This is a genomic window from Kitasatospora purpeofusca (assembly GCF_036010405.1).
GTDB lineage: Bacteria > Actinomycetota > Actinomycetes > Streptomycetales > Streptomycetaceae > Kitasatospora > Kitasatospora purpeofusca.
Genome location: NZ_CP108561.1, coordinates 5,574,772 through 5,600,521, shown reverse-complemented (window position 1 = coordinate 5,600,521; position 25,750 = coordinate 5,574,772). Strand labels below are relative to the sequence as shown.

Below are 25,750 nucleotides of genomic sequence, written 5' to 3'. Positions count from 1 at the left end.
CCAGAACCCGCCTCTCCCGGAACCCGGCTCCCACAGGACCCGACCTGACGGGACCTGACTCCACAGGATCCGACCCACGGGCCCGGACCCCCGCGCACCCTCAGTGCAGGGCGCGTCGTCCGCCCGAGCGGCGGCGACGGCGCGAGCGCTTGCCCTGGGTTATCGCGGGCATCCCGTCGGCCAGCGCACCGGTCGCCAGGGCGACCGTGGTGGCGAACCGGTTCTGCCCGCTCCGCACGGCCACCGCCCGCCGGTGCCGCCGGATCCGCAGCATGCAGACCGCGAACAGCAGCACCGCCACCGGCACGCTGAACCGGGCCAGGCCGACGCCGACCGGCTGCGGATAGGTGTCGCCGCAGATCCGCACCGCGCGCGGGTCGTCGGCCGCGTGCTCAAGGCAGACCCCGTCGCCGACCTTGGCACCGTCGGCCAGCGGCAGCGCGGTGGCGGTGTGGTGCTGCCCCCCGGCCTGGTAGCTGACGGTGCTGTAGGAGCCGCCGCCGCCAGGAAGCTGGGTCACCAGGCCCTCGACCCGCACCGGGTGGGCTCCGATCCGGTCGGCCTGCTCGGCCTGACGCCACCCCAGCAGGCACATCCCGACGGCCAGCACGGCGCTGAGCACGGCGGTGATGTACCAGCCACGGCCCAACCGCGGGGATCGCTGCGGGGGGACGGTCGCGGATCGCATGGTTCCTGTCCTGGCGTGCGTTCGGGGCCTGGGACGGGGCCCCGCCGCCCGCGGGGAACGGGCGAAGTGTGGTGAGGGTACGGACTGAGCTGAGCCGGATGCTATCCGCTGGCGGGCCTTCAGGTCACGGCGGAGGGAGAATCAGGCCACCGGGACGGAGCCGAAGTTCGGGGGCATACGAAGCAAGTCTCGTGCGTCGTACGGGAGTACGGGCCACCAGGAAAAAATCGCACGCCTACCGACGAGTAGGGCGACACGCCCCGCGAGAACGCCCGGAAGCGGACAGGGGCGGGCCCAAGAATCCGAACGGACGCGGACCACGCTCAGCGCCGCCGGAACACCAGCCGGCCCCCGAGCACCGCCGCACGGCACCCACCGGCCCTCGGACCGTCCTCGCCGGGGGCGAACACCGCGAACACCGCGAAGTCCGCCCGGCCTCCCACCACCAGTCGGCCGTGCACGGCCTCGGCGAACGACAGTCCCACCAGCGGATCCAGCGACCAGACCGCCCCCGCCGCGCCCGGGAGGCCCACCGGCGGGAGGCCCACCGACCCGGCAGAGCCCGCCCCCGCCGCGCCCGGGAGGCCCACCGGCGGGAGGCCCACCGACCCGGCAGAGCCCGCCCCCGGCAGCGCGACCAGCCCCGAACGGGCCACCGCCGTCCGCACCGAGGCACGCTCGAACGGCCCGGCCACCGCCGTCACCCCGAACCCGAGCATGCGCTGCAGCCCACGCCGCGCGCTCGCCCCGCACCGCGCCTCGTCCGCCTCCCCCACCAGGCCGTCCGGCACCGGCGCGTCCCCGAGTTCCTCGCGCGGGTCGGGGTGGTACGCCCGTTCCAGCAGCCGGTGCCCGTCCGGGTGCCGCAGCCCCGGGCCGAGCAGCGCGTCACCCCAGTCCCGGACCCGGGCCGTCGGCTGCGCCGCCGCCAGCTCCGGGTACGGGCCGACCGCCTCGACCAGCGCGTCGCGCACCAGCACCGCCCCGTCGACGTGGGACGGGGCGGTGGGATCGGCCGGGTCGGGCAGCACGAGAGCGGCCCGGTGCAGGGTCAGCACGGCGGTGCGGGATCCTCAGTAGCAGTCAGCAGTCAGTAGTCGGCGGTCAGCAGTCAGCGGTCAGCGGTCGGCAGCCGGGGATCAGCGGTTGTCGAGGATCTTCAGCTCGGGGTGCGCCGTGCCGCCCGCGATCGCGGTGGAGGCGATGTGCGAGGCGACCCGGGGGTCGACCGGGTCGTTGGCCGGGTCGTCCAGCACGCGCAGGTGCTGGTAGGTGGTCGAGCGCTGGGCCGGGACGCGGTCCGCGGCCCGGATCAGGTGGATCAGCTCGGTGAGGTTGGAGCGGTGCTTGGCACCGGCCGCCGAGACCACGTTCTCCTCCAGCATGACCGAGCCGAGGTCGTCCGCTCCGTAGTGCAGCGACAGCTGGCCGGCCTCCTTGCCGGTGGTCAGCCAGGAGCCCTGGATGTGGGCGATGTTGTCGAGGAACAGGCGGGCGATGGCGATCATCCGCAGGTACTCGAAGACGGTCGCCTGGGTCGAACCCTGGAGCTTGTTGTTCTGCGGCTGGTAGGTGTACGGGATGAAGGCGCGGAAGCCGCCGGTGCGGTCCTGCACGTCGCGGATCATCCGCAGGTGCTCGATCCGCTCGGCGTTGGTCTCGCCGGTGCCCATCAGCATGGTGGAGGTGGACTCGACGCCCAGCTTGTGGGCGGCCTCCATGATCTCCAGCCAGCGCTCGCCCGACTCCTTGAGCGGCGCGATCGCCTTGCGCGGGCGCTCGGGCAGCAGTTCGGCCCCGGCGCCGGCGAAGGAGTCCAGGCCCGCCTTGTGGATCCGGGTGATGGCCTCCTCGATCGAGACGCCCGAGATCCGCGCCATGTGGTCGACCTCGGAGGCGCCCAGCGAGTGGATCACCAGCTGCGGGAAGTCCGCCTTGATCGCCGAGAAGGCGCGCTCGTAGTACTCGACGCCGTAGTCCGGGTGGTGGCCGCCCTGGAACATGATCTGGGTGCCGCCCAGCTCGACGGTCTCCGCGCAGCGGCGCAGGATCTCGTCGAGGTCGCGGGACCAGCCCTTGTCGCTCTTCGGCGGCACGTAGAAGGCGCAGAACTTGCACGCCGTCACGCAGACGTTGGTGTAGTTGATGTTGCGCTCGATGATGTACGTCGCGATGTGCTCCGTACCGGCGTAGCGGCGGCGGCGCACGGCGTCCGCCGCCGAGCCGAGCGCGTGCAGGGGGGCCGAGCGGTAGAGCTCCAGCGCCTCCTCCGGGCTGATCCGGCCACCGCCGGCGGCCCGGTCGAGGACGGCCTGCAGGTCGGTGCTGGGCGCATCGAGGGTGGTCGCTGCGAGCTCGGACACCTTGCGGCCTTCTCTCTCTCGGGTACTTCCGGTCTTCCGGTACTACCGGTACTCCGCGTACTCCGGGCCGTTCGGCGGTGCCGACCGCTCCGGGTACTACGACGTGCGGCGACTCCGTGCCGGGGCACCGGGTCTCATCCGGATCAGCCTACGCCAGGGCCCTCGGAGCCCCGCGTCAGCCCGTCCGCCGCAGCGTCCCGGACGGGTTCCCGGCGTTGGGGTCGGCGGAGCCGAAGCGGACGGTGCCGTCCTTCTGCAGGGTGAGCGTCTCGGAGTAGGCACCGCCGGTGCACGCCCCGGGCAGCGAGGAGCGGACGAGACGGGAGGTGAAGACCAGCTTCTCCGGTTCGGCCGAGGTGAGCGTCCAGGCGCCCTCGCAGGTGATCGAGAGCAGGCCGGTCAGCTCGTTGCGGCTGGTGGTGGCCTCCTGCCCGATCGCGGCCCGGCCGATGACCAGGGTGGTGGTGCCGGCGGGAACCCCCTTCTGGGTGGCCATGTCCCCGCGCCAGGTGCCGAGGAAGACCTCGGGCACGACGTTCGGCCCCGACGGCGCGGTCGTCGCCGACGAACCGGTCGACGAGGGCGACGCGGACGACGAGGGCGAACCGGTCGGCGAGACCGACGAGGACGGTGCGACGGACCGGACCGGCGAGGGCGGCGCCTGGGTGCCCCCACCAGCAGCCCCACCGGTGGCCGAGGTCGCACCGGACGCCGCCGCCGTCGGTTCCGTCGGCCCCGGCCCCTCCGGTCCCCACGCCCGGTACGCGCCGTACCCGCCGCCCGCGAGCACCAGCAGCACCGCGGCGGCCACCAGCGCCGCTGCACCCCGTCGCCGTCGGGGTGTCTCGTCCGCGACCCCCGACCGAGGCAGCGCCGACGGCACCGGGGGCACCTCCCGCGACCCCGACCCCGACCCCGACCCCGACCCCGAAGCCCCCTCGACCCCGGCCGACACACCGGCCGACACGCCGCCCCCGCCCCCGGCCCCCGTCGACGCCCCGCCGCCCCCCGTCACAAAGGTCGGCGTCCGCTCCACCGCCACCCCTCCGGCGGACGCGTCCCCCTCCGGGTCCAGCCCCTCCAGGTCCAGCAGCTGCACCGCACTGCGCCCGACCGCGGCCGCCAGCGCCGGCGGGAGCCAGCCGCCGCCCTGCCCCAGCCGGCCGACCGCCGAGCCGTCGGGGTCCAGCAGCTCCCGCAGCCGCCGCGGCGTCGGCCGAACGGCGGGGTCCTTGGCCAGGCAGTCCAGCACGATCGAGCGCAGCGGCCCGGGGGCCAGCCCGGTCAGGTCCGGTTCCTCGTGCACCACCCGGTAGAGCAGGACGGCCGCGCTCACCCCCTCGCCGAACGGGTGCACCCCGGTCGCCGCGTACGCGAGCACGGCGCCGAGCGAGAAGATGTCGCCGGGCGGCCCGACCGGGCGGCCGTTCGCCTGTTCCGGCGACATGAATCCGGGTGATCCGACCACGAAGCCGGACTGGGTGAGCCCGGTGGCCGCGTCGAGGGCGCGGGCGATGCCGAAATCGATCAGCCTCGGGCCGTCCAGGGTGAGCAGCACGTTGGACGGCTTGACGTCCCGGTGCACCAGGCCGAGCCCGTGCACGTGCTCCAGCGCCTGGGCCAGGACGGCGCCCAGCGTGCGGACGGCGGGGTCGGTCAGCGGCCCGTACTCCCGGACGGCGCCGCCCAGCGCGGGGCCGGCGACATAGCCGGTGGCCACCCAGGGGTGGGTTCCCTCGGTGTCGGCGTCCAGGACGGGGGCCGTCCACGTCCCGCCGACCCGGCGGGCGGCGGCCACCTCCTGCCGGAACCGGGCCCGGAACTCGGCGTCCTCGGCCAGTTCGCCGCGGACCACCTTGACCGCCACCGTGCGGCCGCCCGCCGTCCGGCCGAGGTAGACCCGGCCCATGCCGCCCGCGCCGAGCCGTCGCAGCAGCCGGTACGCGCCCACCTGCCGCGGGTCGTCCGCTCCCAGTGCCTGCATCCCCCGCGCTCCCGTCACCCGCCCGGCCCGCCGCCGGGGCCCGCTCGGGTGCAGACGCTATCGGGCGGCGGGCGGACGGCGTGCCACAACCCGCTTCCTCCCGGGGCGGCACGCCGTCCCGGGAGGAAGCGGGGACGTGCTCAGACCACCAGCGGCGCGGGCTCCAGCAACACCGGCTCATGCCGGGCCGGCGGCTCCACCGGCGCGGGCTCCAGCAGCCGGACGGCCGCATCGGGTGCGAACCCGCTGTCGTGCGCGACCCGCCGGGCGAACTCGGCCACCCCGGCCAACTGCCGCTCGCCGAGCGAGAAGTCCAGGGCCTCGCTGAAGTACCGTTCCAGCACCTCCGCGTCGAAGGCCTCCCAGCGGGCCGCGTGCGTCGCCACCTCGCGGGCCTCGACCAGCGAGAGGTCCCGGGACTCCAGGAAGGCGCGGTGGACGGCCGCGGTCAGCTCGGGACGGCGCTCGGCGAAGTCCCGGCGGGCGGCCCAGACGGCGAAGACGAACGGCAGTCCGGTCCACTCCTTCCACATCTCGCCCAGGTCGTGCACGGTCAGGCCGCGTTCGGCCGCCTGGCCCAGGTAGGCGCGCAGCGCCGGGTCGCCGATCAGCACGGCCGCGTCGGCCTCGGCGAGCATCGCCTCCAGGTCCGGCGGGCAGCTGTAGTACTCCGGCCGCACCCCCTCCCGCTCCTCCAGCAGCAGGCGGGCGAGCCGCACGGAGGTCCGGCTGGTGGAGCCGAGGGCGACCTTCCGGCCGTCCAGCTCGGCGAGCGGCACCTTGCTGACGATCACGCAGGACATCACCGGGCCGTCGCTGCCCACGGCGATGTCGGGGAGCACGAGCAGTTCGTCCGCGTGGCGCAGGTACTCCACACAGGTGATCGGACCGATGTCCAGCGAACCCGCGACCAGCTGGTCACTGAGCTTCTCCGGAGTGTCCTTGGTGAGATCCAGGTCGAGCAGATTGCCGGTCCTGGCCAGCCCCCAGTAGAGGGGTACGCAGTTCAGGAACTGAATATGCCCCACTCGGGGCCGGACCGGGGTGTTCTCCCGGGCCTCCCGCGTTTCCTCGTCCGGTACTGCCACCGCGCCGCTCCCTTACTGTTCGTGCGCCTCCCCGCAGGGTATGCCCGCTGGTCGGGAAGGTCCGCACCACCCTTCCGTGACGCACCGTGCCGATCGCCGCAACCGCCTTACGACACGCGGTGTCCAGCACGCAAGTCACCCCTGGTCGTCACAGCAGCCGCATGCTAGCGTTGCCCTCAGTTGCAGTTTGATTCCCCTTGCAGTACTTGAAGCCTGCGGAGCATGTAACCGCAGGCTTTTTGTAGTTTTTCAGCAATATCGAAAACTCCGGACCCGTCCGGAGGCAGGGCGATCAGCGCAGCGGACCGGGTGCCACACGGTGTGGTCCCCGATACGTCCCTCGCAAGGAGAACGGCATGGCTCAGGGAACCGTCAAGTGGTTCAACGCTGAGAAGGGCTTCGGCTTCATCGCCCAGGATGGCGGCGGCCCCGACGTCTTCGTCCACTACTCCGCCATCAACGCGAGCGGTTTCCGCTCGCTGGAGGAGAACCAGGCGGTCAGCTTCGACGTCACCCAGGGTCCGAAGGGCCCGCAGGCGGAGAACGTCACCCTTGTCTGAATCATCCTCGATGAGGATCTGATCGCTCGGGACCCGTCGGGTCCGCCGTCGGCCGCGAGGCCGTCACGGTGAGCACAAGAGCAGCAGTACCCAAGGGGGCCCGCCTTTCGGCGGGCCCCCTGCCTTTTCCGGGCCCCCTGCCTTTTCCGGGCCCGGCCCGGGGCACGGCCCCGCAGCTCAGCACCCTCGCGGCGCCCGTTGACGCCGGCCGGCGCACGCACGACAGCGGCCCCCTCTCCCGTTCACCGGGAGAGGGGGCCGCGTCCGTACGGGGCGGGCGTCAGGCCGTCGCGGGGGCCTTGCCACCGGCCTGGGCCGGGACGGCGGCCCGGACCGAGGCCGGGGCGTCGTCGTAGAGGTCACCGGTCGGGTTGTTGTACGCGACCAGGTCGAGCGTCTTCTCCCGGGCCGCGACCACGATCGGCACCAGGGCCTGGCCGGCGACGTTGGTCGCGGTGCGGACCATGTCGAGGATCGGGTCGATGGCCAGCAGCAGACCGACGCCCTCCAGCGGCAGACCCAGGGTGGACAGGGTCAGCGTCAGCATCACGATCGCACCGGTCAGACCGGCGGTGGCGGCCGAGCCGATCACCGAGACGAAGGCGATCAGCAGGTAGTCCTTGATGCCGAGGTCGATGCCGTACACCTGGGCGACGAAGATCGCGGCCAGCGAGGGGTAGATCGCGGCGCAGCCGTCCATCTTGGTGGTGGCGCCGAACGGGACGGCGAAGGAGGCGTACTCGCCCGGGACGCCGAGCCGCTCGGTGACCCGGCGGGTGACCGGCAGGGTGCCGACCGAGGAGCGGGAGACGAAGGCCAGCTGGATGGCGGGCCAGGCGCCCTTGAAGAAGTTGACCGGGTTGAGGCCGGCGGCGAACTTCAGCAGCAGCGAGTAGACGCCGAACAGCACCAGCGCGCAACCGACGTAGACGTCGACGGTCAGCGTCGCGAACGGCTCCAGCAGGTCCCAGCCGTACTTGGCGACGGACTTGCCGATCAGGCCGAGGGTGCCGAGCGGCGAGAGCCGGATGACCCACCAGAGGGCGGTCTGGATCAGTTCGAGCACCGACTCGCTGAGCTTGAGCACCGGCTCGGCCTTGGCGCCGAGCTTGATGATCGCGGCGCCGGCCACGATCGCCAGGAAGACGATCTGGAGGACCTCGACCTCGGTGAAGGCGGTGACGATGTTGGTCGGGAAGATCCCGGTGAGGAAGTCGATCCAGCTGCCGGTGGACTTCGGCGCCTTGAGGCCCTCGGTCTTGAGGTTGGTGCCCTCGCCCGGGTTGGTGAGCAGGCCGAGGCCGAGGCCGATGGCCACCGCGATCAGCGAGGTGATCGCGAACCAGAGCAGGGTGCGGACGGCCAGCCGGGCGGCGTTGGTGACGTTCCGCAGGTTGGCGACGCTGACCAGGATCGCGGTGAAGACCAGCGGCGGGACGGCGAGCTTCAGCAGCTGGACGAAGATCCGGCCGATGGTCTCCAGGGTGGTGGCCAGCCAGGAGATGTCGGCCGCGCGGGCCAGGTAACCGAGGGCGACGCCGAGCACGAGGCCGGCGACGATCTGGGCCCAGAAGGGCGTCTTGCGGATTCTGGCGAGCACGGACGGCGACGAGGTCGCCTCGGGCGCTGTGGACATGACGGTGCGGCTCCGGGGGAGGCGTGACTGACGGTGTGGCGGTGGGGGGCGGGAAAGGCGGCACGGCGCGGGAGCCGGACGGGAAGGGAACCGGCCCCGATCAGGGGCGTGCCGCCTGAATACAGCTCATGGCGCGACAACGGCGCGGGCTGTCCACAGCACCGGACAGACGCCCGCGGGCGGCACCGGGCTGCGAGCCCAGGCCGTGCGCCGAACGTGCGTCTGAGGTGGTCATGGGCGACACGTTAGCAGTAAAGGTTTGAGATGTTCAAAGTAGTTGTTTGAGTTCCGGACGCGAAGGATCCCGGCACGACAGCCGGGCGGTCCCGAGGAGTCCCGGGGGTGCTCCGTGCGGGCCCGATTGACCGCTCAGCAGTTATACGTATAACTTGGAGGACATCCCCCGCCTGCCCCCTGCCCAGACCGGAGAATCCCGCCCATGGGCTACCTCGCCCTGCTCCGCGCCCCGCACGTCGGCCGCCTGCTCTTCGGCACCCTGCTCGGCCGCCTCCCGGCCGGCATGACCGCCCTGGTGATCGCCCTCGCGCTGCGCGACGCCGGCGCGCCCTACAGCCGGATCGGGCTGGCCACCGCCGCGTACGCGATCGCGGCGGCCATCGGCGGGCCGGTGCTCGGCCGGATCGTGGACCGCACCGGACAGCCGCGCGTCCTGCTGGTCTCCGCCGTGATCGCCGGCGGCGGGTACGCCCTGCTGGCGCTGGCACCGGCGTCCGCGGTCTCCGCCACCGTCGGCGCCGCGGTCGCCGGACTGGCGATGCCCCCGCTCGAACCCTGCCTGCGCTCGCTCTGGCCGGACGTCGTCGAGGAGAAGCAGCTCGACACCGCCTACGCCTTCGACTCCGCCTCCCAGCAGATCCTCTACGTCGCCGGGCCGCTCGCGGTGGCCGGCATCGCGGGCACCGCAGGCCCGGTCACGGCGCTCTGGGTGGCGGCCGGACTCGGCCTGGCCGGGGCACTCGTGGTCGCCACCACCGCGCCCGCCCGCGCCTGGCAGGCGCCGCCGCGCGCGCACTCGGCGGGCCTGCTCGGACCGCTCCGCTCCCCCGGTCTGGTCCTGCTGCTGATCGGCCTGGCCGGCGCCGGCTGGGCGGTCGGCGCGCAGAACGTGCTGTTCATCGCCTACGCCGAGGCCCAGCACGGGAACGGCCTGCCCGGCGGCGCCGGGAGTCTGCTGGCCCTCGCGGCGCTCGGCGGCCTGCTCGGCGCGCTCGCCTACGGCGCGGTGCGGTGGCGCAGCTCGACGGCCACCCGGACCTGGCTGATGGCGCTCGGCATGGCTGTCAGCTACCTGCCGCTGGTACTGGTCCCGGGCCCGGCCGCGATGGCCGTCCTCGCCTTCGTCTCCGGGATCGCGCTGGCTCCGCTGCTGGCGGCGGCCTTCGTACTGGTCGCCGAGCTGGCCCCGCAGGGCACCGTGACGGAGGCCTTCGCCTGGCTGGTCACGCTCTTCGCGACCGGGAACTCGCTGGGCTACGCGGTCTCCGGCCACCTCGCGGAGGGGTCGCTGCGCTCGGTGGCGCTCTGCGCGGCCGGCGGGATCGGCCTGGGCGCGCTGCTGCTGTTCGGCGCCCGCCGCTGGATCCGCCCGGTCGGCGGGGCCTCGGCCGGGACGCACCCTCTGCCCGCCGCCGAGCCGGTACCGGTGCCGGTGGGCTGACGCCCGCCGCACCCCCATGGACGTGGCTGCACCTGTCGGGCCGGTGGTCTGGCTGACGGGTGCAGCCACTTTTTCGTACCCGCTCCGGTCCGCGCTGTCACGTCGTCGTACCCGCTCCAGTGCGCGCCGGCACCGCGCGCCCGTCCGCCCCGCACGCGCGCCCCTGCGCCCCGGGCGGCGGGAGCGAAGGGGCCCGCGCGGACGGAGCGGACGACCGTCGGAGTCAGTGTTCCCGGGCGACCGGGGCGGTGGAGGAGCGCAGCACCAGCGAGGTGGCGAGCGGCGGCACGGGTGCGACCGCCTCGCCCCGGAGCAGTCCGGCGAGCGCCGCTACCCCGGCCCGGCCCAGCTCCTCGCCGGGCAGGTCGACCGTGGTGAGCGGCGGGGTGAGCAGGGCGGCCACCGGGACGTTGTCGATCCCGACCACGGAGAGGTCGGCGGGCACCCGCAGGCCCCGCTCGGCCGCGGCCTGGTAGACGCCGGCGGCGACCACGTCGTCGTCGCAGATCACCGCGTGCGGCCGGTCCGGCAGTTCCAGCAGCCGGTGGGCGACCTCGCGGGCGGCGGCCTGGCCCTCGTTCAGGCTGACGCCGAGTTCGACCGCGTCCAGGCCCAGCGCCAGGACCGTCTCCTCGAAGGCCGCCTGGCGGACCCGGAAGGTGTACGCGGCGTGGGTGGAGCGGAGCCTGGCGATCCGGCGGTGGCCGAGGGCGGCGAGGTGGGCGACGGCGGCGCGCATCCCGCCGCCGACGTCCAGTTCGACGGTCGGACGGGCCAGGTCGGTGCCGGGGTCGGCGTCCAGGAAGACGACGGGGGTGTCGGCGGGCAGTTCGCCGAGCTGGCTGTCGTCCGGGGAGCAGATCAGCAGACCGTCGAAGCGGCTGGTGGTGGCGGCCTCGGCGAGGGTGGCGCTCCCCCAGCCCGAGCTGACCACGACGGCCAGGCCGTGCTTGCCGGCCTCCTCGTGGACGCCCTCCAGCACCCGGCCGAAGAACGGGCCGAGGATGTTCGGCACGGCCAGCAGGATCATGCCGCTGCGGCCCAGCCGGAGTTGACGGCCGGCGGCCTGCGGCCGGTAGCCGAGGCCCCGGGCGGCCTCACGGACCCGCTCGCGGGTGGCGTCGGAGACCCGGCGGCCCGCCTCGGAGCCGGAGAACACCAGCGAGACGGTGGCCTGCGAGACCCCGGCCAGGCGGGCGACGTCCCGGCCGGTCGGGCGGCGGACCGGGGCCGGCCAGGTCCCGGCGGCCGGTTCGGGACGCCCCGGCGGCACGGCCTCCCCCGACTCCGCGCCCTCGGGTGCGGCGTTCTCCGGTGCGGTGTTCTCCGGCCCGACGTCCGCCGACTCCACGTCCCCCGGCTCCGCGCCCTCCGGTGCGGCGTTCTCCGGCACGGTGGCGCGGGTCAGTTCTGCGGGGCCGAGGCGGCGGGACCGGCGGGCGACTTGGTGGCCGCGGCGCGCAGCGCGTCGTCCACCGCGTCCTCCTCGGCGTTCTGCGAAGCGATCCGGGAGGCCGTCCGGGTGCGGATGCCGTCCACCCGGCCGGAGATCTCGACCGACATCTCGTCACGCTGCTGGCTGAGCAGCACATAGCTGAGCGGCGCCGAGACGACGGCAGCCAGCAGGAAGAGGAAGATCACCCCGGCCTCGCCGGAGACCGGGATCACCTGGAAGTGGCCGAGGATCAGCACGACCAGCAGGCAGCCCAGGAAGACGGAGACCCGCATCGAGGTGTAGCGGAGTGTGGCGTGCGACTTCTTGCTCACATTGCTGCTCACCGGGGACACATCCTTCACTGCGCTGGGACCGGCCGGTCTCCCAGTGAAGCATGCCCGACGGGCCCGGCGGGGAACGGGTCCCGCCCCGGACCGCCCCGGCGCGGCCATGATCAGCGCAGGTCGCGCCACATGAGCACATCGTCCCGGTCGTCACCGGGGGCGACCCGGATGGCACCGGGCACCCGGCCGACCTCGACATAGCCGCTGCGGAGGTAGAAGGACTCCAGGCCGAGCCCGCCCCGCACCTGGAGCTTCAGCCCGGCCAGCCCCCATTCCCGGCCGATCCGCTCGACCTCGGCCAGCAGCGCCGCGCCGTACCCGCGCCCCTGCAGCTCGGGGTGGACCATGACCTTGGAGACCAGCCGCCAGTGGTCCATCGGCCCGAACCGCATCGACTGCAGGAGCAGCATCCCGGCCAGGCGCCCCGTCCCGGCCTCCCGGGCGATCAGCAGCCGGTCCGGTCCGGCCGGGGCGAGTCCGGCGAACTGCGCCGCCCCGGCGGCCCCGACCTCCTCCTCGGTCACCCGGCGGACGAACCCGACGGCCCCGCCGGCATTGCTGGCGGCCGTCCACAGGCTGGTGACCTCGGCGCGCAGCTCGGGGCCGAATACCGGGTCCAGGGTGAAACTCAACGTCATGGCCCCGGAGCCTAGCCACCCCTTACGACACTGCGGCGCCCAGCTCTGTCCAGCTCAGCTCAGGGCCGGGACCGCGCGGTCCGTCCCCCGCCCCGGCGTGCGCAGGGCCAGGCAGAGCAGCACCGCGACGGCGCACAGCCCGCCCGCCACGTACCAGGCGAGGTCGTAGTCGCCGAGCGCGTCCCGGGCGACCCCGGCCAGGCCGGCCACCACTGCGGCGCCGATCTGGTGACAGGCCAGCACCCAGCCGAAGACGATCGGCGCGTCCTCCCCGAAGTACTGCCGGCAGAGCGCGACGGTCGGCGGGACGGTGGCCACCCAGTCGAGGCCGTAGAAGATCACGAACGCCAGGATCGGCGGCTCCAGCGAGCCGGTGAACAGCTGCGGCAGCAGGAGCAGCGAGAACCCGCGCAGCGCGTAGTAGACGACCAGCAGCCGTCCGGCGTCGAAGCGGTCGGTGAACCAGCCGCTGGCGACGGTGCCGATCACGTCGAACACGCCGATCAGCGCGAGCAGGCTCGCGGCCGTGGTGACCGGCAGGCCGTGGTCGTGGGCGGCCGGGATGAAGTGGGTGCCGACCAGCCCGGCGGTGGTCGCGCCGCAGATCGCGAAGGACGCGGCCAGCAGCCAGAACGCCCGGGTGCGGGCGGCCTCCCTGAGCACCCGCAGCGAACGGGCCAGCGCCCGCCCCTCGGCCGCCGGGGCGGGCGGGGGCTCGGTCGCGCCGTACGGGAGCAGGCCGAGATCGGCGGGCCGCTCGCGCATCAGCAGCAGCACCGGGACGGCCACCGCGCTGGCCGCCAGCGAGACCACCACGACCGCCGACCGCCAGCCGTGCTCCTGGACCAGCCAGGCGCCGAGCGGGAGGAAGACCAGGTTGCCCGCCGCCCCGGCGGCCGTCAGCACCCCGGTCACCAGGCCCTGCCGGGCCCGGAACCAGCGGCCGGTGATGGTGGTGGCGAACGCCCCGGCCATCGAACCGCTGCCGAGGCCGACCAACACGCCCCAGCACAGCACCAGTTGCCAGGGCTCGCGCATCAGCATGGTCAGGCCGGAGCCGACCGAGATGGTCAGCAGCGCGCAGACCACCATCAGCCGGACGCCGAACCGGTCCATCAGGGCGGCGGCGAACGGCGCCGTGAGGCCGTAGAGGGTGAGGTTCACCGAGGTGGCGCTGGATATCGTGCCCATCGACCAGCCGAACTCGGTGTGCAGCGCGTCCATCATCAGACTGGGCGTGGAGCGGAATCCGGCCGAGCCGAGCAGTACCAGCAGGGCGACTCCGGCGACCACCCAGGCGTAGTGCACCCGGGGGGCGCGGGCCGGGCCCGCCGATCCGGCGGGGGCGGCGGGGTCGGCAGATCCGGCGGGGGTGTCAGGTCCAGCGAGGTCGGCAGGGTCGACGGGTCCGGCCGGAGCCGCCGTGCCGGTGGGGGCGTTCGCTTCGTTCACGCGGCCGAGTCTCCCGAAGGGCCCGTGGCACGACGAGGGGCGGGGCTGCCAGCTTTCGTCGGTATCGGGCCAACCGGGGAGCGGGAACCGGCCGACCGGAGTCCCCCGTGCTCCACGAACGGGAGCGGTGGCCGAAAAGGATCGCCCGCGGCGGGCGGATCGGATGACGGCGGGCCGCGCGCACCCCGAGCACGGTACGGCCGGCCGCCACCCGACCTCGGTGCACGGGCCCCTGAACCCGTGCGACGCCCTCCGCACTCGCCGAGGAACGGTCACCCGACCGGCCTGCCTGCGGCCCCCCTGCTGACATGATCCCCCTGGACAGCAGCACCGCGGCGGCCTTCGGGTGTCCCTCGGCGTCCCCTCGCGACGGAGAGCTGCACCCAAGCGTGATCAGTCGGATACGTCACGTCAATGGGTTGTCCGAAATTCGGAATGGTTGCGTCAGCTTTCGGCCCGGAGATCACCGCGGCCGAAGGACCGTCCGGAGCCCCGCCCGGACCCCGCCCAACACCTGCCTCCGGCCCGGCCCCTACTGCGCGAGGGCCGCCCAGTCGACCGTGGCCAGCGGGTCCGCCGGCCGGGCGTCCGGGCTGATCTCGCACCAGACCCGCTTGCCCGAACCGTCCGGGTACCAGCCCCAGCGGTCGCAGAGCAGCTCGACCAGCTCCAGCCCGCGCCCGTTGGTGGCGTCGACGTCCGCGCCCGCGTGCCGGGGCGCGGGGGCGACCTGGCTGGCGTCGGCGACCTCGACCCGCAGCGGACCGACCGTCGCCGCCTCGCGCACCTCACCGCCCCCGGCCGGGGCGGCACTTGAGGACGGGAAGCCGCTCGCGCGGACGGCCGACGAACCGGCCGCCGAGCCGTCGGGGGAGCCGTCCGGCGGCGCGCCCGGGAAGTCGCCCAGCGGGAAGCAGAGCCGCAGCACGGCCGGACACCCGGTGTGCACCACGGCATTGGTGACCAGCTCGGAGACCACCAGCACCACCGTCTCGGCGATCGGCGCGTCCGGGTCCACGCCGTGGTTGAGCAGCCGGGAGCGGACCCACCGACGGGCCCGGCCGACCTCGGCGGGGTCCGCCTGCACCGCCAGCTGTACCTGAAGAACCTGCACCGCTCCACCACCCGCACTCGCAGTTCGGCACCGTCTCGACCGGGCCCTGGTCGCCCGGCCGGCCCGGGTACGCACCGGGCCACCGTCCTCCGGGCCGCTGTCCGCCGGGTCACCGCACGTCACGCCCGGTGCGGTGCACCCGCACCGGCTCGTCCGTCGCTCATCGACCACGACGCGAATACGCCTCAGGATGAGTCGGCCGGCGGACCGCAGCAAGCGCTTCGGGCATATTCCAGCGATCGGGGGACGGGGCAGGGCATACTGTCCCGCTCACTCTGGCGAGCCTCGGACCGGCGATCGCCCGGCCGCTCCGACCGGCCCCGGACGCAGAGGCGAACCTACCTCCGTCCGCCCCTCGCGCCGCGCCCGCCACTCGCGAACCACCCGTGCGACATATGTCCAACCACCTTCGAACAGCGCAACAGCGGGATCGACGGCAGATCCCACGATCCGACCATCCGAAGCACCGGGCTCCGTTCTTCCCCGAATCGCTCCGCCGCCCGAACACCCCGGGATACCGTGGACGCGTCAGCGGTCGGTCCGGCAGGAGGGGTGGTGACCGGTGGCCACCACCGACGACGCCCCGCGCGGGGACGAGCAGCTGCAACGGCGCCTGGCCCGCGGCGAGGAGACCGCCCTCGGCGAGCTGTACGACCAACTCGCCCCGATGGTGCACGGGCTGGCGGGCCGGATACTGGCCGACCAGTCCGCCGCGGCCCAACTCACCCGGGAGATCTTCGCCCACGTCTGGGAGCACCCCGAGGCGTTCGACCCGGCCCGCGGTTCGCTCCGCTCCTGGCTCGGCGCGCTGACCCACCGCCGCGCGGTGGACCGGCTGCGCGCCCGCCGGGCCGAGGCCGCGGGCTGGGCCGGGCCCGCCGAGGAGGACGAGATCCGAACGGTGGCCACCGCCGCCCGGGTCCAGTACGTGGTCTCGGCCCTGCCGCAACCGCTGCGTGAGACGATCGCGGAGTCCTACTACGACGGCCGCACCTACCAGGAGACGGCCCGTCGGCTCGGGATCAGCGAACAGGCCGCCAAACAGCGGATGCGGCTGGGGCTGGCCCTGCTGGCCACCGAACTGGAGCAGGAGCGCGAGCGGCACCGGCCCGCCGCCCCGGCGGCCGGCGGTCCGCGCGACGGGCTCACGGACGCCAGGGGCACGGACGCCGGGTGCACGGACGGGCCTGGGGCCGGCGAGAACGGGCAACGGACGGAGGGCGGAGGGACGTGACGACCACCGACGAGCGGCACGAGGCGCTGCGCTCACTGCTCGGCGCCTGGGCCCTCGGCGCCGTCCCCTCCGCCGAGGCCGCCGAGCTCGAACTCCACCTGGCCGGCTGCCCGCAGTGCGCCGAGGAGGCCGGACGGCTCCGTGAGGCGGCCGGCTGGCTCTCCGTCGAGGAGCCGCTGGACCAGCCCGGCGCCCTGCGCCAGCAGGTGCTCGACTGGTGCCTGACCCGCCGGCCGGCGGACCTGCCCGTGCCCACCTGGGGCATGCCGTACACCGCCGAGACCGCCAAGCTCGACGCCCTGCTGCGCGACCTCGGCCCCGAGGAGTGGCAGGAGGTGGCCGAACTCCCCTGGCACGGCGGCACCGAGTACCTGCGCCCGGCCGAGGTGCTGTGCCATCTCGCCGCCGTGGACGGCTACCTGGCCGTCGCGCTCGGCCTGCCCGACCCGGTGCCGGGCGGCCCGTTCCCCGGCGGTGGGCCGACCGCCGCGCGCCGGGTCCCGCCGCAGGAGGCCGTCACCGCCGCTGTCCCCCGGGTGCCGCCGCAGGCGGGCCCGCCCTGGGCCCGGATCGCCGAACGCACCGCCCGGCTCACCGCCGAGCAGTCCGGCCAGCCGCCCCAGCGGATCCGCGCCCGGTGGCGCCGGCACTGCCACGAACTGGTCCGCTCGGCCGCGCTCGCCCCGCAGGGCAGCACCCCGGTGGACTTCGGCTTCGTCACCGTCCCGCTGCGGGACGCCTTCGTCGACCGGGCCTTCGAGTGCTACGTGCACGGCGAGGACATCGCCCGGGCGGTCGCCTATCCGTACGACCCGCCGGCCCCGCAGCACCTGCGGCAGATGATCGACCTGGCGGTGCGGATGCTGCCGCTGGCGCTGGCCGGGCAGCGGGCGACGCGCTCCGAACCGGCCGGCGCGGCACTCGGCGGCGCCGACGCGCGGCCGGACGGCTCCGGAACCGGTTCCAGTGCCGGGACCGATGCCGCTGCCGCTGCCGCTGCCGGGCGCCGGACCGGCCGACGGATCCGGCTGGTGATCGACGGCCCGGCGGCCGGCGAGTGGCTGATACCGCTGGACGGTCCGGACGCCGGTCCGCCCGGCGGCGAGCCGGTGGCCGCGATGGTGCTGGACGGGCTGGAGTTCTGCCAGCTGGCCGCCGCGCACCGCGACCCGGACCGGGTGCCGGTCGGCGAGCACGGCGACCGGGCCGCGATCCGCGAGGTGCTGCGCGCGACGCCCCTGCTGTCCCGACCGTAGCGAGCCGGACGGGATGAACGGCTCGGACGGCTCGGACCGGACGGACTGGACGGACGGCTCCGCAGGCTCAGGCGAAGACGACCGTCCGGCTGCCGTTCAGCAGCACCCGGTGCTCGCTGTGCCACTTCACCGCGCGCGCCAGCGCCTGGCACTCGACGTCCCGCCCGAGCGCGACCAGCTGGTCCGGGGTGACGTCGTGGGTCACCCGGGCCACCTCCTGCTCGATGATCGGGCCCTCGTCGAGGTCGGCGGTGACGTAGTGCGCGGTGGCACCGATCAGCTTCACGCCCCGGGTGTGCGCCTGGTGGTACGGCTTGGCGCCCTTGAAGCTCGGCAGGAAGGAGTGGTGGATGTTGATCACCTTGCCGGACAGCGCGGTGCAGAGGTTGTCCGAGAGCACCTGCATGTAGCGGGCCAGCACGACCAGCTCGACGTTCTCCTTGGCGACCAGGTCCAGCAGCTGCTGCTCGGCCTCGGCCTTGTTCTCCCTGGTCACCGGGATGTGGTGGAAGGGGATGCCGTAGCCCTCGGTGAGGTCGCGGAAGTCGGTGTGGTTGGAGACCACCGCGGCGATCTCCACCGGCAGCGCGCCGATCCGGGTGCGGAACAGCAGGTCGTTCAGGCAGTGGCCGAACTTGCTGACCATCAGGACGATCCGCAGCTTCTGCTCGCTCGGGTGGATCTGCCAGTCCATCCCGAACGAGGCGCCGATGGCCGCGAAGCTTGCCCTCAGCTTGTCGACGGTCACCGGCTCGGCCGCCGAGAAGTGCACCCTCATGAAGAACAGCCCGCTGTCCCCGTCACCGAACTGCTGGCTGTCGATGATGTTGCACCCGGTCATGAAGAGGTAGCTGGAGACCGCGTGGACGATGCCCTGCTTGTCGGGGCAGGACAGCGTGAGGACGTACTGGGCGCTGGCCGGCTGCTGTTCCACGTGGGGGTATCCCGTCCTGAGCTCGTGCTGGTGCTGGTGCTGGTGCGAATGCTCCAGCGTTTCACACTCCGGGACACCCCCAACCCGGCTGCCCGCACTCCGGGACGGACCGGCCCGCACCGGGCGCCGGCCCGGGCCGACCGGTCACCCGCCGGCCCGGCCGGGCCGGTCAGACCTGGGTGAGGATCCGCAGGATGTCCAGCGAGCGCGGCGGCGCGTCCGGGTCCTCGCCGTCGTTGGCCGCCAGCAGGACGTGCGCCTCCCGGGCCGCCCGGACCGCCTCCGGCCAGTCCTGGTGCCCCAGGTAGGCGGCGGCCGGCGCGTCCGCACCGACCTCGTGCAGGATCTGCACGACCCGCAGCACCGCGAGGTCCACCACTGTGGCCTCGGCGGGGTCCCGGAAGATCGTGCCGATGTACTTCTCGGCGGACCAGCGGTCCAGCCAGGTGTCCTCGACCAGGCGGTAGACGGCGTCGGTCACATCGCCGTACCCGTCACGGCTGGCCAGCCAGGCCTCCCGCTGGAACCCGGGGTCGGAGAGCATGTGCAGGGCCGAGCGGAGTCGGGCCCGCCAGCGCCACCAGGGCAGGTCGTTGAGCGGCATGCCGCCCATCGTGCTGGAGCGGTGGCCCGGACGAGAAGGGTTTCGGGCAGACCGATACGAAGATTCTGTGCTGGCGGACATGGACAACGATCGTACGTTCCCCGACCGTTCGTGCTCCACTCCCGATCTACACGCGTTCACGCCCGGAGTTCCTCCGCCGTTGGTCGTTTGTTGGCTTTACCGCCCTCTCGGCTTGCGGCACCGGGGATTGGCTGGAACAGGTGCGCAGCAGAGCGCCCCGGGAGGGAAAGACCCATGACCAGCCGAAGGGGCTCGTCCCAGGCCATGAACCCGATCGCAGGACGGCACAACCGACGCCCGATCGCTGCCGTCGCGACCGCCGCGGCGCTGCTTCCCACCCTCTTCTCGGCCTCCGCGTGCGGCGGACCGGCCGATGCCGCCAGCAATGGTGGCGACCTCACCGTCATGACCTGGGCTCCGTCCGGCACCGGCTCGGCCGACCGTCCCGGTATGACGGCCCTGGCCGAGGCCATCGGCAAGGACCTCAACGTCAAGGGCGGCCTCGGCGGCCGCCGGCTCAATGTGATCACCTGCAACGAGCACAACACCTCCGACGGCGCCAAGGCCTGCGCCCAGCAGGCGGTGGACGCCAAGGCGGTCGCGGTGCTGGGCTCCTACAGCCAGTTCGGCGACGACTTCATGCCCGTTCTGGAGCGCGCCGGCATCCCGCTGGTCGGCGGCTACGGACTGTCCCAGCCGGAGTTCAGCAGCCCGCTGTCCTACCCGGTCGGCGGCGGCATGCCCGCCCTGATCGGCGGCAGCGGCCGCCAGCTGGTCGAGGCCGGCTGCAAGGCCGTCTCGCTGATCCGCCCGGACACCCCGGCCGGCGACAACCTGCTCGGCTACCTCGGCAACGCGCTCAAGCCGGCCGGGATCAAGCTGCTGGACGTCAAGGCGCCGGAGAAGTCCAACGACTACAGCCCGGTGGTCCGCAAGGCGATCGGCACCGACCAGGCCGGCAACTGCGTCACCAGCGCGCTGGGCGCCGAGCCGACCGGCAACCTGCTCGACGCCTTCCGCCGGACCGGTGCGAAGAACACCAGGATCGCCTCGGTGATCGGCAGCGTGCAGCAGTCGGTGGTCGACTCCACCGGCGGCGACAGCGGCCCGCTCTCCGGTGCCTTCGTGACCGGCTGGTACCCGCCCGAGTCGGCCAAGATCTGGGACGGCCTGCGCACGGTGATCCGCGCCGACTCCGGTCGGCACATCGACGCCGCCGACCCGGGGGTGCAGACCACCTGGGTCGCCTACGAGGTGTTCAAGCAGGTCTCCGAGCGCCTGACCGCGGCCGGGCAGCCGGTCACCAGCAAGGCCGTGACCACCCTGCTGGACGGCGGCGAGCCGATCGACGTCGGGCTCACCCCGCCGTTGAACTGGGCCACCACCAACATGCTGCCGAGCACCGAGTCGCCCCGGCTGGTGAACACCTGGGTCACCTTCCAGGTGGTCAAGGGCGGCCAGATGACCCTGCAGCGGCCCGGCTTCGTCGATGTGCGCTGGGTGCTCACCGGCGGCAAGCCGCCCGCCTGAGCCGACCCGCTCCCCGGGAGGACTCCCCGGGAACAACGGCGGAGGGCCCGACCACGGACAGTGGTCGGGCCCTCCACCGTTGTCGCCCCGCCGGTCCCGGCGGGGCGGTGGACTCAGAGGTCGCCGTCGGTGCGGGTGGGCAGGGCGGTCTGGCCCGCGACGGTGTTCCAGAGCCCGGACGCCTGCTTCTTGGCGGTGGTCGCGGTGCCGCTGGCGGCGACGGCGTTCTTGTAGTGCTGGTTGTCGTTCTTCTTGGGGTCGCAGCCGCTCTGCGCGTCCCCGGCCCAGGCCGCGTACTCGTCGTCGGCGGTCGCCGAGGCCGCCCAGGCCGCGTTCAGCTGCTCGACCAGCTGCGGACCACCGGTCAGCTTGTCCGTCTTCAGCCCGGAGAGCTTGCTCTGCAGCTCCCGCCGCTGGCCGGCCGCGCCGGTCAGCACCTGCTGCGACTCCGGGAGCTTCTCGCACTTCTGCACCGAGGCGACCGCGCCGATCACCGCCTGCCGGCTGTCGTTGGCGGTGCCGAGCAGGTCGGAGAGCGCCTGGGCCTGCGCCTTGACCTCCGGACTGACGGAGGCGGTGGTCGGGCCCGGGGGCTGCTGCGCGGTGGCGGCGGTGGTGCCGCCGCCGGTGGTCGCCGGGGCCGCCTGCGGCTTCGATCCGGGCTTGTCGTCGCCGCCGCCCATCAGCACCGCGACCAGGGCGGCCGCGGCGATACCACCGACCACCGCACCGCCGACCACCAGCTTGTTGGAGGAGCGGCCGCCGCCTCGCCCGGCCGGGGCCGTACCGGACCGGTCCGGGTAGTCCGCCGCGGGCCCGTCGGCGTATCCCGGGCGGGCCGGGGGGTAACCGCCGGCGCCCTGCGGGTCGGCCCCCGGGTACGGCGGCAGGTACTGGGTGGCCTGGCCGTGGTCGGCCGGGTGGCCGGGGTGCGCCGCGCCGCCCCAGCCGGGCGCCGGCATCCCCTGCTGCTGGACCGGCATGGCCTGGGTGGGCAGCGCGCTGTCGCCGAAGTACTCGGGCTGCCCGGACGCCTGGCCCGGGTAGGGCCCCGGCTGCGGTCCCGGGTAGGGCGCGGCCGGCTGCTGGCCGTGCGGCGGCCCGGGCTGCTGGAACGGTTGCTGCCCGGGTTGTGGGACCGGCTGCTGCCCGGGCTGCGGGGCCGGTTGCTGCCCCGGCTCCGGACGGAACAGGTCGTCCAGATTGAAGTCACCGGAGTTGGGGTACGAGCGGCGCTGGCTCAACGCGATTCCTCACCTGTGCACGACCGCGCGCTGACGGCGGACCACATCTCGTCGGTTCTTGGGAGCATCACAGTTCCTTGGACGTCGCGCCCACGCTACCGGTTCACCGAACCGGCCGACCACGTGGGCGGTCCGCCCCTCACCGTCCCCGCACGCTCCGTACCGCCGTGCCACCAGCGCCTACGCGGCCTCCGCCTCCGCCCTGGCCTGGAACTCGCGGACCACCCGCTGCTCCCGGTACGGCTCCAGCCGGCGGCGGAACTCGTCCAGGTACTCCACGCCCCGGTTGGAACGCAGACCGCTCAGCAGCCGGACCGCCTGCGCGCCCGTCTCGCAGGCGCGTTCCACGTCCCGCTGCTGGAGCTGAGCCGTCGCCAGCAGCACGAGGTCCACCGCGCGGCGTCGCACCCTGGTCGGCGGGTGCAGGTCGAGCGCCCGGCGGGCGTAGTGCTCGGCCTGGCCCGCCTGTTCGAGGTCCCGGTGGCAGTGGGCCAGTTCGTCGGCGAGGTAGGCGTCGTCGAAGTGGACGATCCAGTCCGGGTCGTCCTCCGGGCGGCGCTTCTCCATCATCTCCAGCGCCTTGGCGGCCACCGCCTCGCACGCCCGGGCGTCGCCGAGCAGGGCGTGGCCGCGCGCCTCGGCCGCGTAGAACATCGCCATCGCGGTCGGGGTGGCGACCGTCCTGGCGCCCTCCTGGGCGGCCCGGGCGAGCTGGGCGATCTCCCTCGGATTGCCCAGGGTCGCCGCCAGGTGGCTCATCGACGCCGCCAGCACGTACCCGCCGTAGCCCCGGTCGTCGGCGGCCTGGGCCAGGCGCAGCGCCTGGATGTAGTACCGCTGGGCGAGGCCGGGCTGTCCGGTGTCCACCGCCATGTAGCCCGCCAGCTCGGTCAACCGGGCGACGGCCGCGAAGAGCTGGCGGCCCGTCTCCTCCCGGTAGGAGCCGCCGAGCAGGCCGGAGACCACGCTGTTGAGGTAGTGCACCACGACCGGGCGGACGTGGCCGCTGCCGAACCGGTGGTCCAGGTCGACCAGCATCGCGGTGGTCGCCTTGATCGCCGCGACATCGGTCGGGCCGACCCGGGTGCCGCCGCTGCGGGCCACCACCGGGTCCGGCGGGGTGATCAGCCAGTCCCGGCTGGGCTCGACCAGGGCGGAGGCCGCCACCGTCGCCCCGGTCAGGAAGTCCCGGCGTCCGACGTCGCTGCGCCAGAGTTCACAGACCTGCTCAAGTGCGGCGCCGAGGGTCGGCGCGAACTGCAGCCCGATGCCGGAGCTGAGGTTCTTGCCGTCCGCCATGCCGATCTCCTCGACCGACACACTGCGCCCCAGTTTGCGTCCGAGCGCCTCGGCGATCACCGCCGGTGCCTGTCCGCGCGGTTGCTGGCCGCGGAGCCAGCGTGCGACGGAGGTCTTGTCGTACCGCAGGTCAAGACCGTGCTCGGCACCGCAGAGGTTGACTCTCCGTGCCAGACCGGCGTTGGAGCAGCTGGCCTCCTGGATCAGCTGCTGCAGGCGTTCGTTGGGCTGTCGTGCGACAAGTGGTCTCGCGGCCATGGGCTTCGCCTCCCCACACCCTCCGGTCCCGGCCGGCGGGCGACGCTTTCTGCTGATCTCTGTTGCCGAGTTGCCGACTGTCCTACCGTTCAAGGAAACTGACACCAGGTTAGCGATCAGCAACGCCAGCGGGATACCCACGGTGACGATCCCCACCCCCCACGCGCCCGGCAGAATGCTCCCGTGCGCCCCCATTGCGCCCACCCCGCCTCCCCCCGGCGCGCTTCCGCACGGTCCGCCTCACCGGTTCGGGTGAATTGCCATCGCGTGGCGGAACGGCCCGCACCCGACCGTAACCCGCCTCACGCACGGTAGTTGAGCAGCCCGTGGAAGACACCCCCGACTCCCCCGACCAGGGCTCCGACGCAGGACTGCCCCCGCTGCTCGTCGAAGCCGTCAGCTACGCCGAGACCCGTCACTGGGAGGTCGCCCCGGGCGCCTGGCTGATCGACGGCGACGGCCCCGCCCGCTGCTCGTGCGGCGAGCCTCGGTGCGCGCTGCCCGGTGCCCACCCGATCGACTCGGACTGGGCGCGCAAGGCGAGCGCGGGGCCGGGCGCGGTGCGGCGCTGGTGGACGGAGCGCCCGGAGGCGTCGATCCTGCTGCCGACCGGCAGGTCCTTCGACGTCCTGGACGTGCCGGAGGTGGCGGGCTGCCTGGCGCTGGCCCGGATGGAGCGGATGGGCCTGCAGCTCGGCCCGGTGGCGGTGGTCCCGACGGCGCAGGGCCGGGCGGGGCGGCGGCTGCACTTCCTGGTGCTGCCCGGGGTCGCGGCCAAGCTGCCGGAGATGCTCCGCAAGCTGGGCTGGCCGCCGGCCCGGCTGGACCTGGTGGCCCGGGGCGAGGGCGACTGGACGGTGGCCCCGCCGTCCCGGGTCGGCCCGACCGGCTTCGCCCAGTGGGCCCGCTCGCCCTCCGCGCTCAACCGCTGGCTGCCGGACGCCGCCGAGCTGATCAATCCACTGGCCTACGCCTGCGGGCGCGAGGCGCCGTCGGCCGCGGCGCAGCCGGCCCAGCCCGCGGCGGTGCGCTGACCGCACCCCGGGCCACCTCACGGACGGCCGTCTCCCGGCCCGGTGGACCGCCGCCGCGCCGACCCGCTGAACGGCCGAACGGCCTCTCCGCCGGACGGCCGACCCTTCCGAGAACTGCCGCCCTACGCCGATCGGGTGAGGGGTGTGCGCCGCGCGAGACCCCGCGCGCGAGTGACGGGCCTTGTCTCCCACCGGAGACCGGGCCCGTCATACGCATGTGCGGATAAGGGTTCGGTGTACCCGCTGGTCAACGGCGAAAGCCCCTCGTACGAGTGACAACGCTCAAGGATTGCCATGATCGGCCGAGTGGGAGGAATTCCCATGTGAGGGGCCGCCGGAAGGGGTGCTCGGTCGGGGAAGCCGGGCGAGGCGGACGGGAGGGATGGAGGGGAACCGGAGGGGACGGGAGGGAAGGGCGGGGCCGCGGTACCGGCCGGGTTCGGGGTGGCCGGTGGCGCGGGAACGGGAGGGAGCGGGGAGGCGGAAGGGCCCGGTGCACGGGGAGCACCGGGCCCTTCCGGCCGTTCTCTCGCGGGGCGGGGGCCCGAGAAGGCCCGTGCCCGCCTTCCTCAGGCCTGCGCGACGAAGACGTGCGCGGCGATGTCCTTGCCCAGCTCGGCCGCGCTGTCGCCGGAGCCCACCATGACCCCGCCCACACCGGCGGTCACCCGCACCGTGGAACCGGGACGGACCCCGGCCCGGCGCAGCGTGCGCATCAGCTCGCCGTCGGTCTGGATCGGCTCGCCGATCCGGCGGACCACCACGTCGGCGCCGTTCTCGCCCGGCAGCACGGTGTCCAGCGGGACGAGCCCGGCGTCGAAGCCCTCGCCCTCGGCCTTGGCGTCGCCCAGCTCGTCCAGCCCCGGGATCGGGTTGCCGTACGGGGACTGGGTCGGGTGGCCGAGCATCGCGAGCACCTTGCGCTCGACGGTCTCGCTCATCACGTGCTCCCAGCGGCAGGCCTCCTCGTGCACCTGCTCCCACTCCAGCCCGATCACGTCGACCAGCAGGCACTCGGCGATGCGGTGCTTGCGCATCACCCGCACCGCGAGCCGTCGGCCCTCCTCGGTCAGCTCCAGGTGGCGGTCGCCCGCGACCCGGAGCAGCCCGTCGCGTTCCATCCGGCCGACCGTCTGGCTGACCGTGGGACCGCTCTGCTCCAGGCGCTCGGCGATCCGGGCGCGCATCGGGGTGATGCCCTCCTCCTCCAGCTCCAGGATGGTGCGAAGGTACATCTCAGTGGTGTCGATCAGCCCAGACATCGCCGCTGGCTCCGTTCCTCGGGGTCCTCACCGCCAATTCTGACGTACCGCGACGACAACCGGGCCCGCCCCAGGCCCCGGGGGGCCGCATTTC

22 protein-coding genes are annotated in these 25,750 nt (G+C 73.8%); 6 read left to right on the top strand and 16 right to left on the bottom strand.

Going from position 1 to position 25,750, the window contains the following annotated elements; all coding sequences use genetic code 11:
- Positions 1-100: 100 nt before the first annotated feature.
- The 5 genes from OG715_RS24670 to OG715_RS24650 form a co-directional block, all read right to left on the bottom strand.
- Complete coding sequence (locus tag OG715_RS24670) at positions 101-688, bottom strand: hypothetical protein (protein ID WP_266271088.1); 588 nt, start codon at positions 686-688, stop codon at positions 101-103.
- Positions 689-1,011: 323 nt separating this feature from the next.
- Positions 1,012-1,746 (bottom strand): hypothetical protein, encoded by a 735-nt coding sequence (locus tag OG715_RS24665; RefSeq protein WP_266271087.1) that lies wholly within the window; start codon positions 1,744-1,746, stop codon positions 1,012-1,014.
- 81 nt (positions 1,747-1,827) lie between these two features.
- On the bottom strand, positions 1,828-3,051 hold the full coding sequence (mqnC, locus tag OG715_RS24660) for a cyclic dehypoxanthinyl futalosine synthase (protein WP_266271085.1): 1,224 nt from the start codon (positions 3,049-3,051) through the stop codon (positions 1,828-1,830).
- A 175-nt stretch (positions 3,052-3,226) separates the two neighbouring features.
- Positions 3,227-5,035, bottom strand: coding sequence for a serine/threonine-protein kinase (locus OG715_RS24655; RefSeq protein ID WP_266271084.1), 1,809 nt, complete (start codon positions 5,033-5,035; stop codon positions 3,227-3,229).
- 140 nt (positions 5,036-5,175) lie between these two features.
- Positions 5,176-6,123, bottom strand: a complete 948-nt coding sequence (locus tag OG715_RS24650; RefSeq protein ID WP_266271083.1) for a menaquinone biosynthetic enzyme MqnA/MqnD family protein — start codon at positions 6,121-6,123, stop codon at positions 5,176-5,178.
- A 356-nt stretch (positions 6,124-6,479) separates the two neighbouring features.
- Here OG715_RS24650 and OG715_RS24645 point away from each other — a divergent pair, with 356 nt between their 5' ends.
- The gene (locus tag OG715_RS24645; RefSeq protein WP_030393541.1) at positions 6,480-6,683 is read left to right on the top strand and encodes a cold-shock protein; all 204 of its coding nucleotides are present in this window, start codon (positions 6,480-6,482) and stop codon (positions 6,681-6,683) included.
- A gap of 280 nt (positions 6,684-6,963) precedes the next feature.
- On the opposite strand, the gene OG715_RS24640 is transcribed toward OG715_RS24645, so the two are convergent.
- Entirely contained in the window at positions 6,964-8,319 is a 1,356-nt protein-coding gene (locus OG715_RS24640) for a dicarboxylate/amino acid:cation symporter (protein ID WP_266271082.1), read from the bottom strand.
- A gap of 439 nt (positions 8,320-8,758) precedes the next feature.
- Here OG715_RS24640 and OG715_RS24635 point away from each other — a divergent pair, with 439 nt between their 5' ends.
- Positions 8,759-9,997, top strand: a complete 1,239-nt coding sequence (locus OG715_RS24635; protein ID WP_266271080.1) for an MFS transporter — start codon at positions 8,759-8,761, stop codon at positions 9,995-9,997.
- 223 nt (positions 9,998-10,220) lie between these two features.
- Here the strand turns inward: OG715_RS24635 and OG715_RS24630 are convergent, their stop codons facing one another.
- From OG715_RS24630 to OG715_RS24610, 5 genes are all read right to left on the bottom strand, one after another.
- Entirely contained in the window at positions 10,221-11,390 is a 1,170-nt protein-coding gene (locus OG715_RS24630) for a LacI family DNA-binding transcriptional regulator (RefSeq protein WP_266271079.1), read from the bottom strand.
- Between the two features lie 11 nt (positions 11,391-11,401).
- Positions 11,402-11,776 carry a DUF4229 domain-containing protein gene (locus OG715_RS24625; protein WP_266271077.1) on the bottom strand — a complete coding sequence of 125 codons (375 nt, stop codon included), beginning with the start codon at positions 11,774-11,776 and terminating at the stop codon, positions 11,402-11,404.
- A 110-nt stretch (positions 11,777-11,886) separates the two neighbouring features.
- Positions 11,887-12,414, bottom strand: coding sequence for a GNAT family N-acetyltransferase (locus OG715_RS24620; RefSeq protein WP_266271076.1), 528 nt, complete (start codon positions 12,412-12,414; stop codon positions 11,887-11,889).
- A 54-nt stretch (positions 12,415-12,468) separates the two neighbouring features.
- Positions 12,469-13,866: an MFS transporter gene (locus tag OG715_RS24615; RefSeq protein ID WP_407661009.1), complete on the bottom strand. Its 1,398-nt coding sequence runs from the start codon at positions 13,864-13,866 to the stop codon at positions 12,469-12,471.
- A gap of 532 nt (positions 13,867-14,398) precedes the next feature.
- Positions 14,399-14,980, bottom strand: coding sequence for an ATP-binding protein (locus tag OG715_RS24610; protein ID WP_266271074.1), 582 nt, complete (start codon positions 14,978-14,980; stop codon positions 14,399-14,401).
- A gap of 562 nt (positions 14,981-15,542) precedes the next feature.
- Here OG715_RS24610 and OG715_RS24605 point away from each other — a divergent pair.
- Together OG715_RS24605 and OG715_RS24600 are read left to right on the top strand one after the other, a co-directional pair.
- Complete coding sequence (locus tag OG715_RS24605) at positions 15,543-16,214, top strand: sigma-70 family RNA polymerase sigma factor (protein ID WP_266271073.1); 672 nt, start codon at positions 15,543-15,545, stop codon at positions 16,212-16,214.
- A complete protein-coding gene (locus tag OG715_RS24600; RefSeq protein WP_266271072.1) occupies positions 16,211-17,470 on the top strand; it encodes a zf-HC2 domain-containing protein in 1,260 nt (419 codons plus the stop codon). Before OG715_RS24605 ends, OG715_RS24600 begins: the two co-directional genes overlap by 4 nt.
- A 67-nt stretch (positions 17,471-17,537) precedes the next feature.
- On the opposite strand, the gene purU is transcribed toward OG715_RS24600, so the two are convergent.
- A complete protein-coding gene (gene purU / locus OG715_RS24595) occupies positions 17,538-18,404 on the bottom strand; it encodes a formyltetrahydrofolate deformylase (RefSeq protein WP_266271070.1) in 867 nt (288 codons plus the stop codon).
- A 169-nt stretch (positions 18,405-18,573) separates the two neighbouring features.
- On the bottom strand, positions 18,574-19,089 hold the full coding sequence (locus tag OG715_RS24590; RefSeq protein ID WP_266271069.1) for an SCO4402 family protein: 516 nt from the start codon (positions 19,087-19,089) through the stop codon (positions 18,574-18,576).
- A gap of 174 nt (positions 19,090-19,263) precedes the next feature.
- Between OG715_RS24590 and OG715_RS24585 the strand changes: the two genes are divergently transcribed.
- Positions 19,264-20,559: an ABC transporter substrate-binding protein gene (locus tag OG715_RS24585; RefSeq protein ID WP_266271068.1), complete on the top strand. Its 1,296-nt coding sequence runs from the start codon at positions 19,264-19,266 to the stop codon at positions 20,557-20,559.
- Positions 20,560-20,672: 113 nt separating this feature from the next.
- Here the strand turns inward: OG715_RS24585 and OG715_RS24580 are convergent, their stop codons facing one another.
- Positions 20,673-21,803 (bottom strand): hypothetical protein, encoded by a 1,131-nt coding sequence (locus OG715_RS24580; RefSeq protein ID WP_266271066.1) that lies wholly within the window; start codon positions 21,801-21,803, stop codon positions 20,673-20,675.
- A 180-nt stretch (positions 21,804-21,983) separates the two neighbouring features.
- On the bottom strand, positions 21,984-23,360 hold the full coding sequence (locus tag OG715_RS24575) for a tetratricopeptide repeat protein (RefSeq protein ID WP_030393555.1): 1,377 nt from the start codon (positions 23,358-23,360) through the stop codon (positions 21,984-21,986).
- A 326-nt stretch (positions 23,361-23,686) separates the two neighbouring features.
- Between OG715_RS24575 and OG715_RS24570 the strand changes: the two genes are divergently transcribed.
- Positions 23,687-24,394 carry a bifunctional DNA primase/polymerase gene (locus OG715_RS24570; RefSeq protein ID WP_266271065.1) on the top strand — a complete coding sequence of 236 codons (708 nt, stop codon included), beginning with the start codon at positions 23,687-23,689 and terminating at the stop codon, positions 24,392-24,394.
- Positions 24,395-24,963: 569 nt separating this feature from the next.
- Here the strand turns inward: OG715_RS24570 and OG715_RS24565 are convergent.
- Positions 24,964-25,656, bottom strand: a complete 693-nt coding sequence (locus OG715_RS24565; protein WP_266271064.1) for a metal-dependent transcriptional regulator — start codon at positions 25,654-25,656, stop codon at positions 24,964-24,966.
- Between the last annotated feature and the right edge of the window lie 94 nt (positions 25,657-25,750).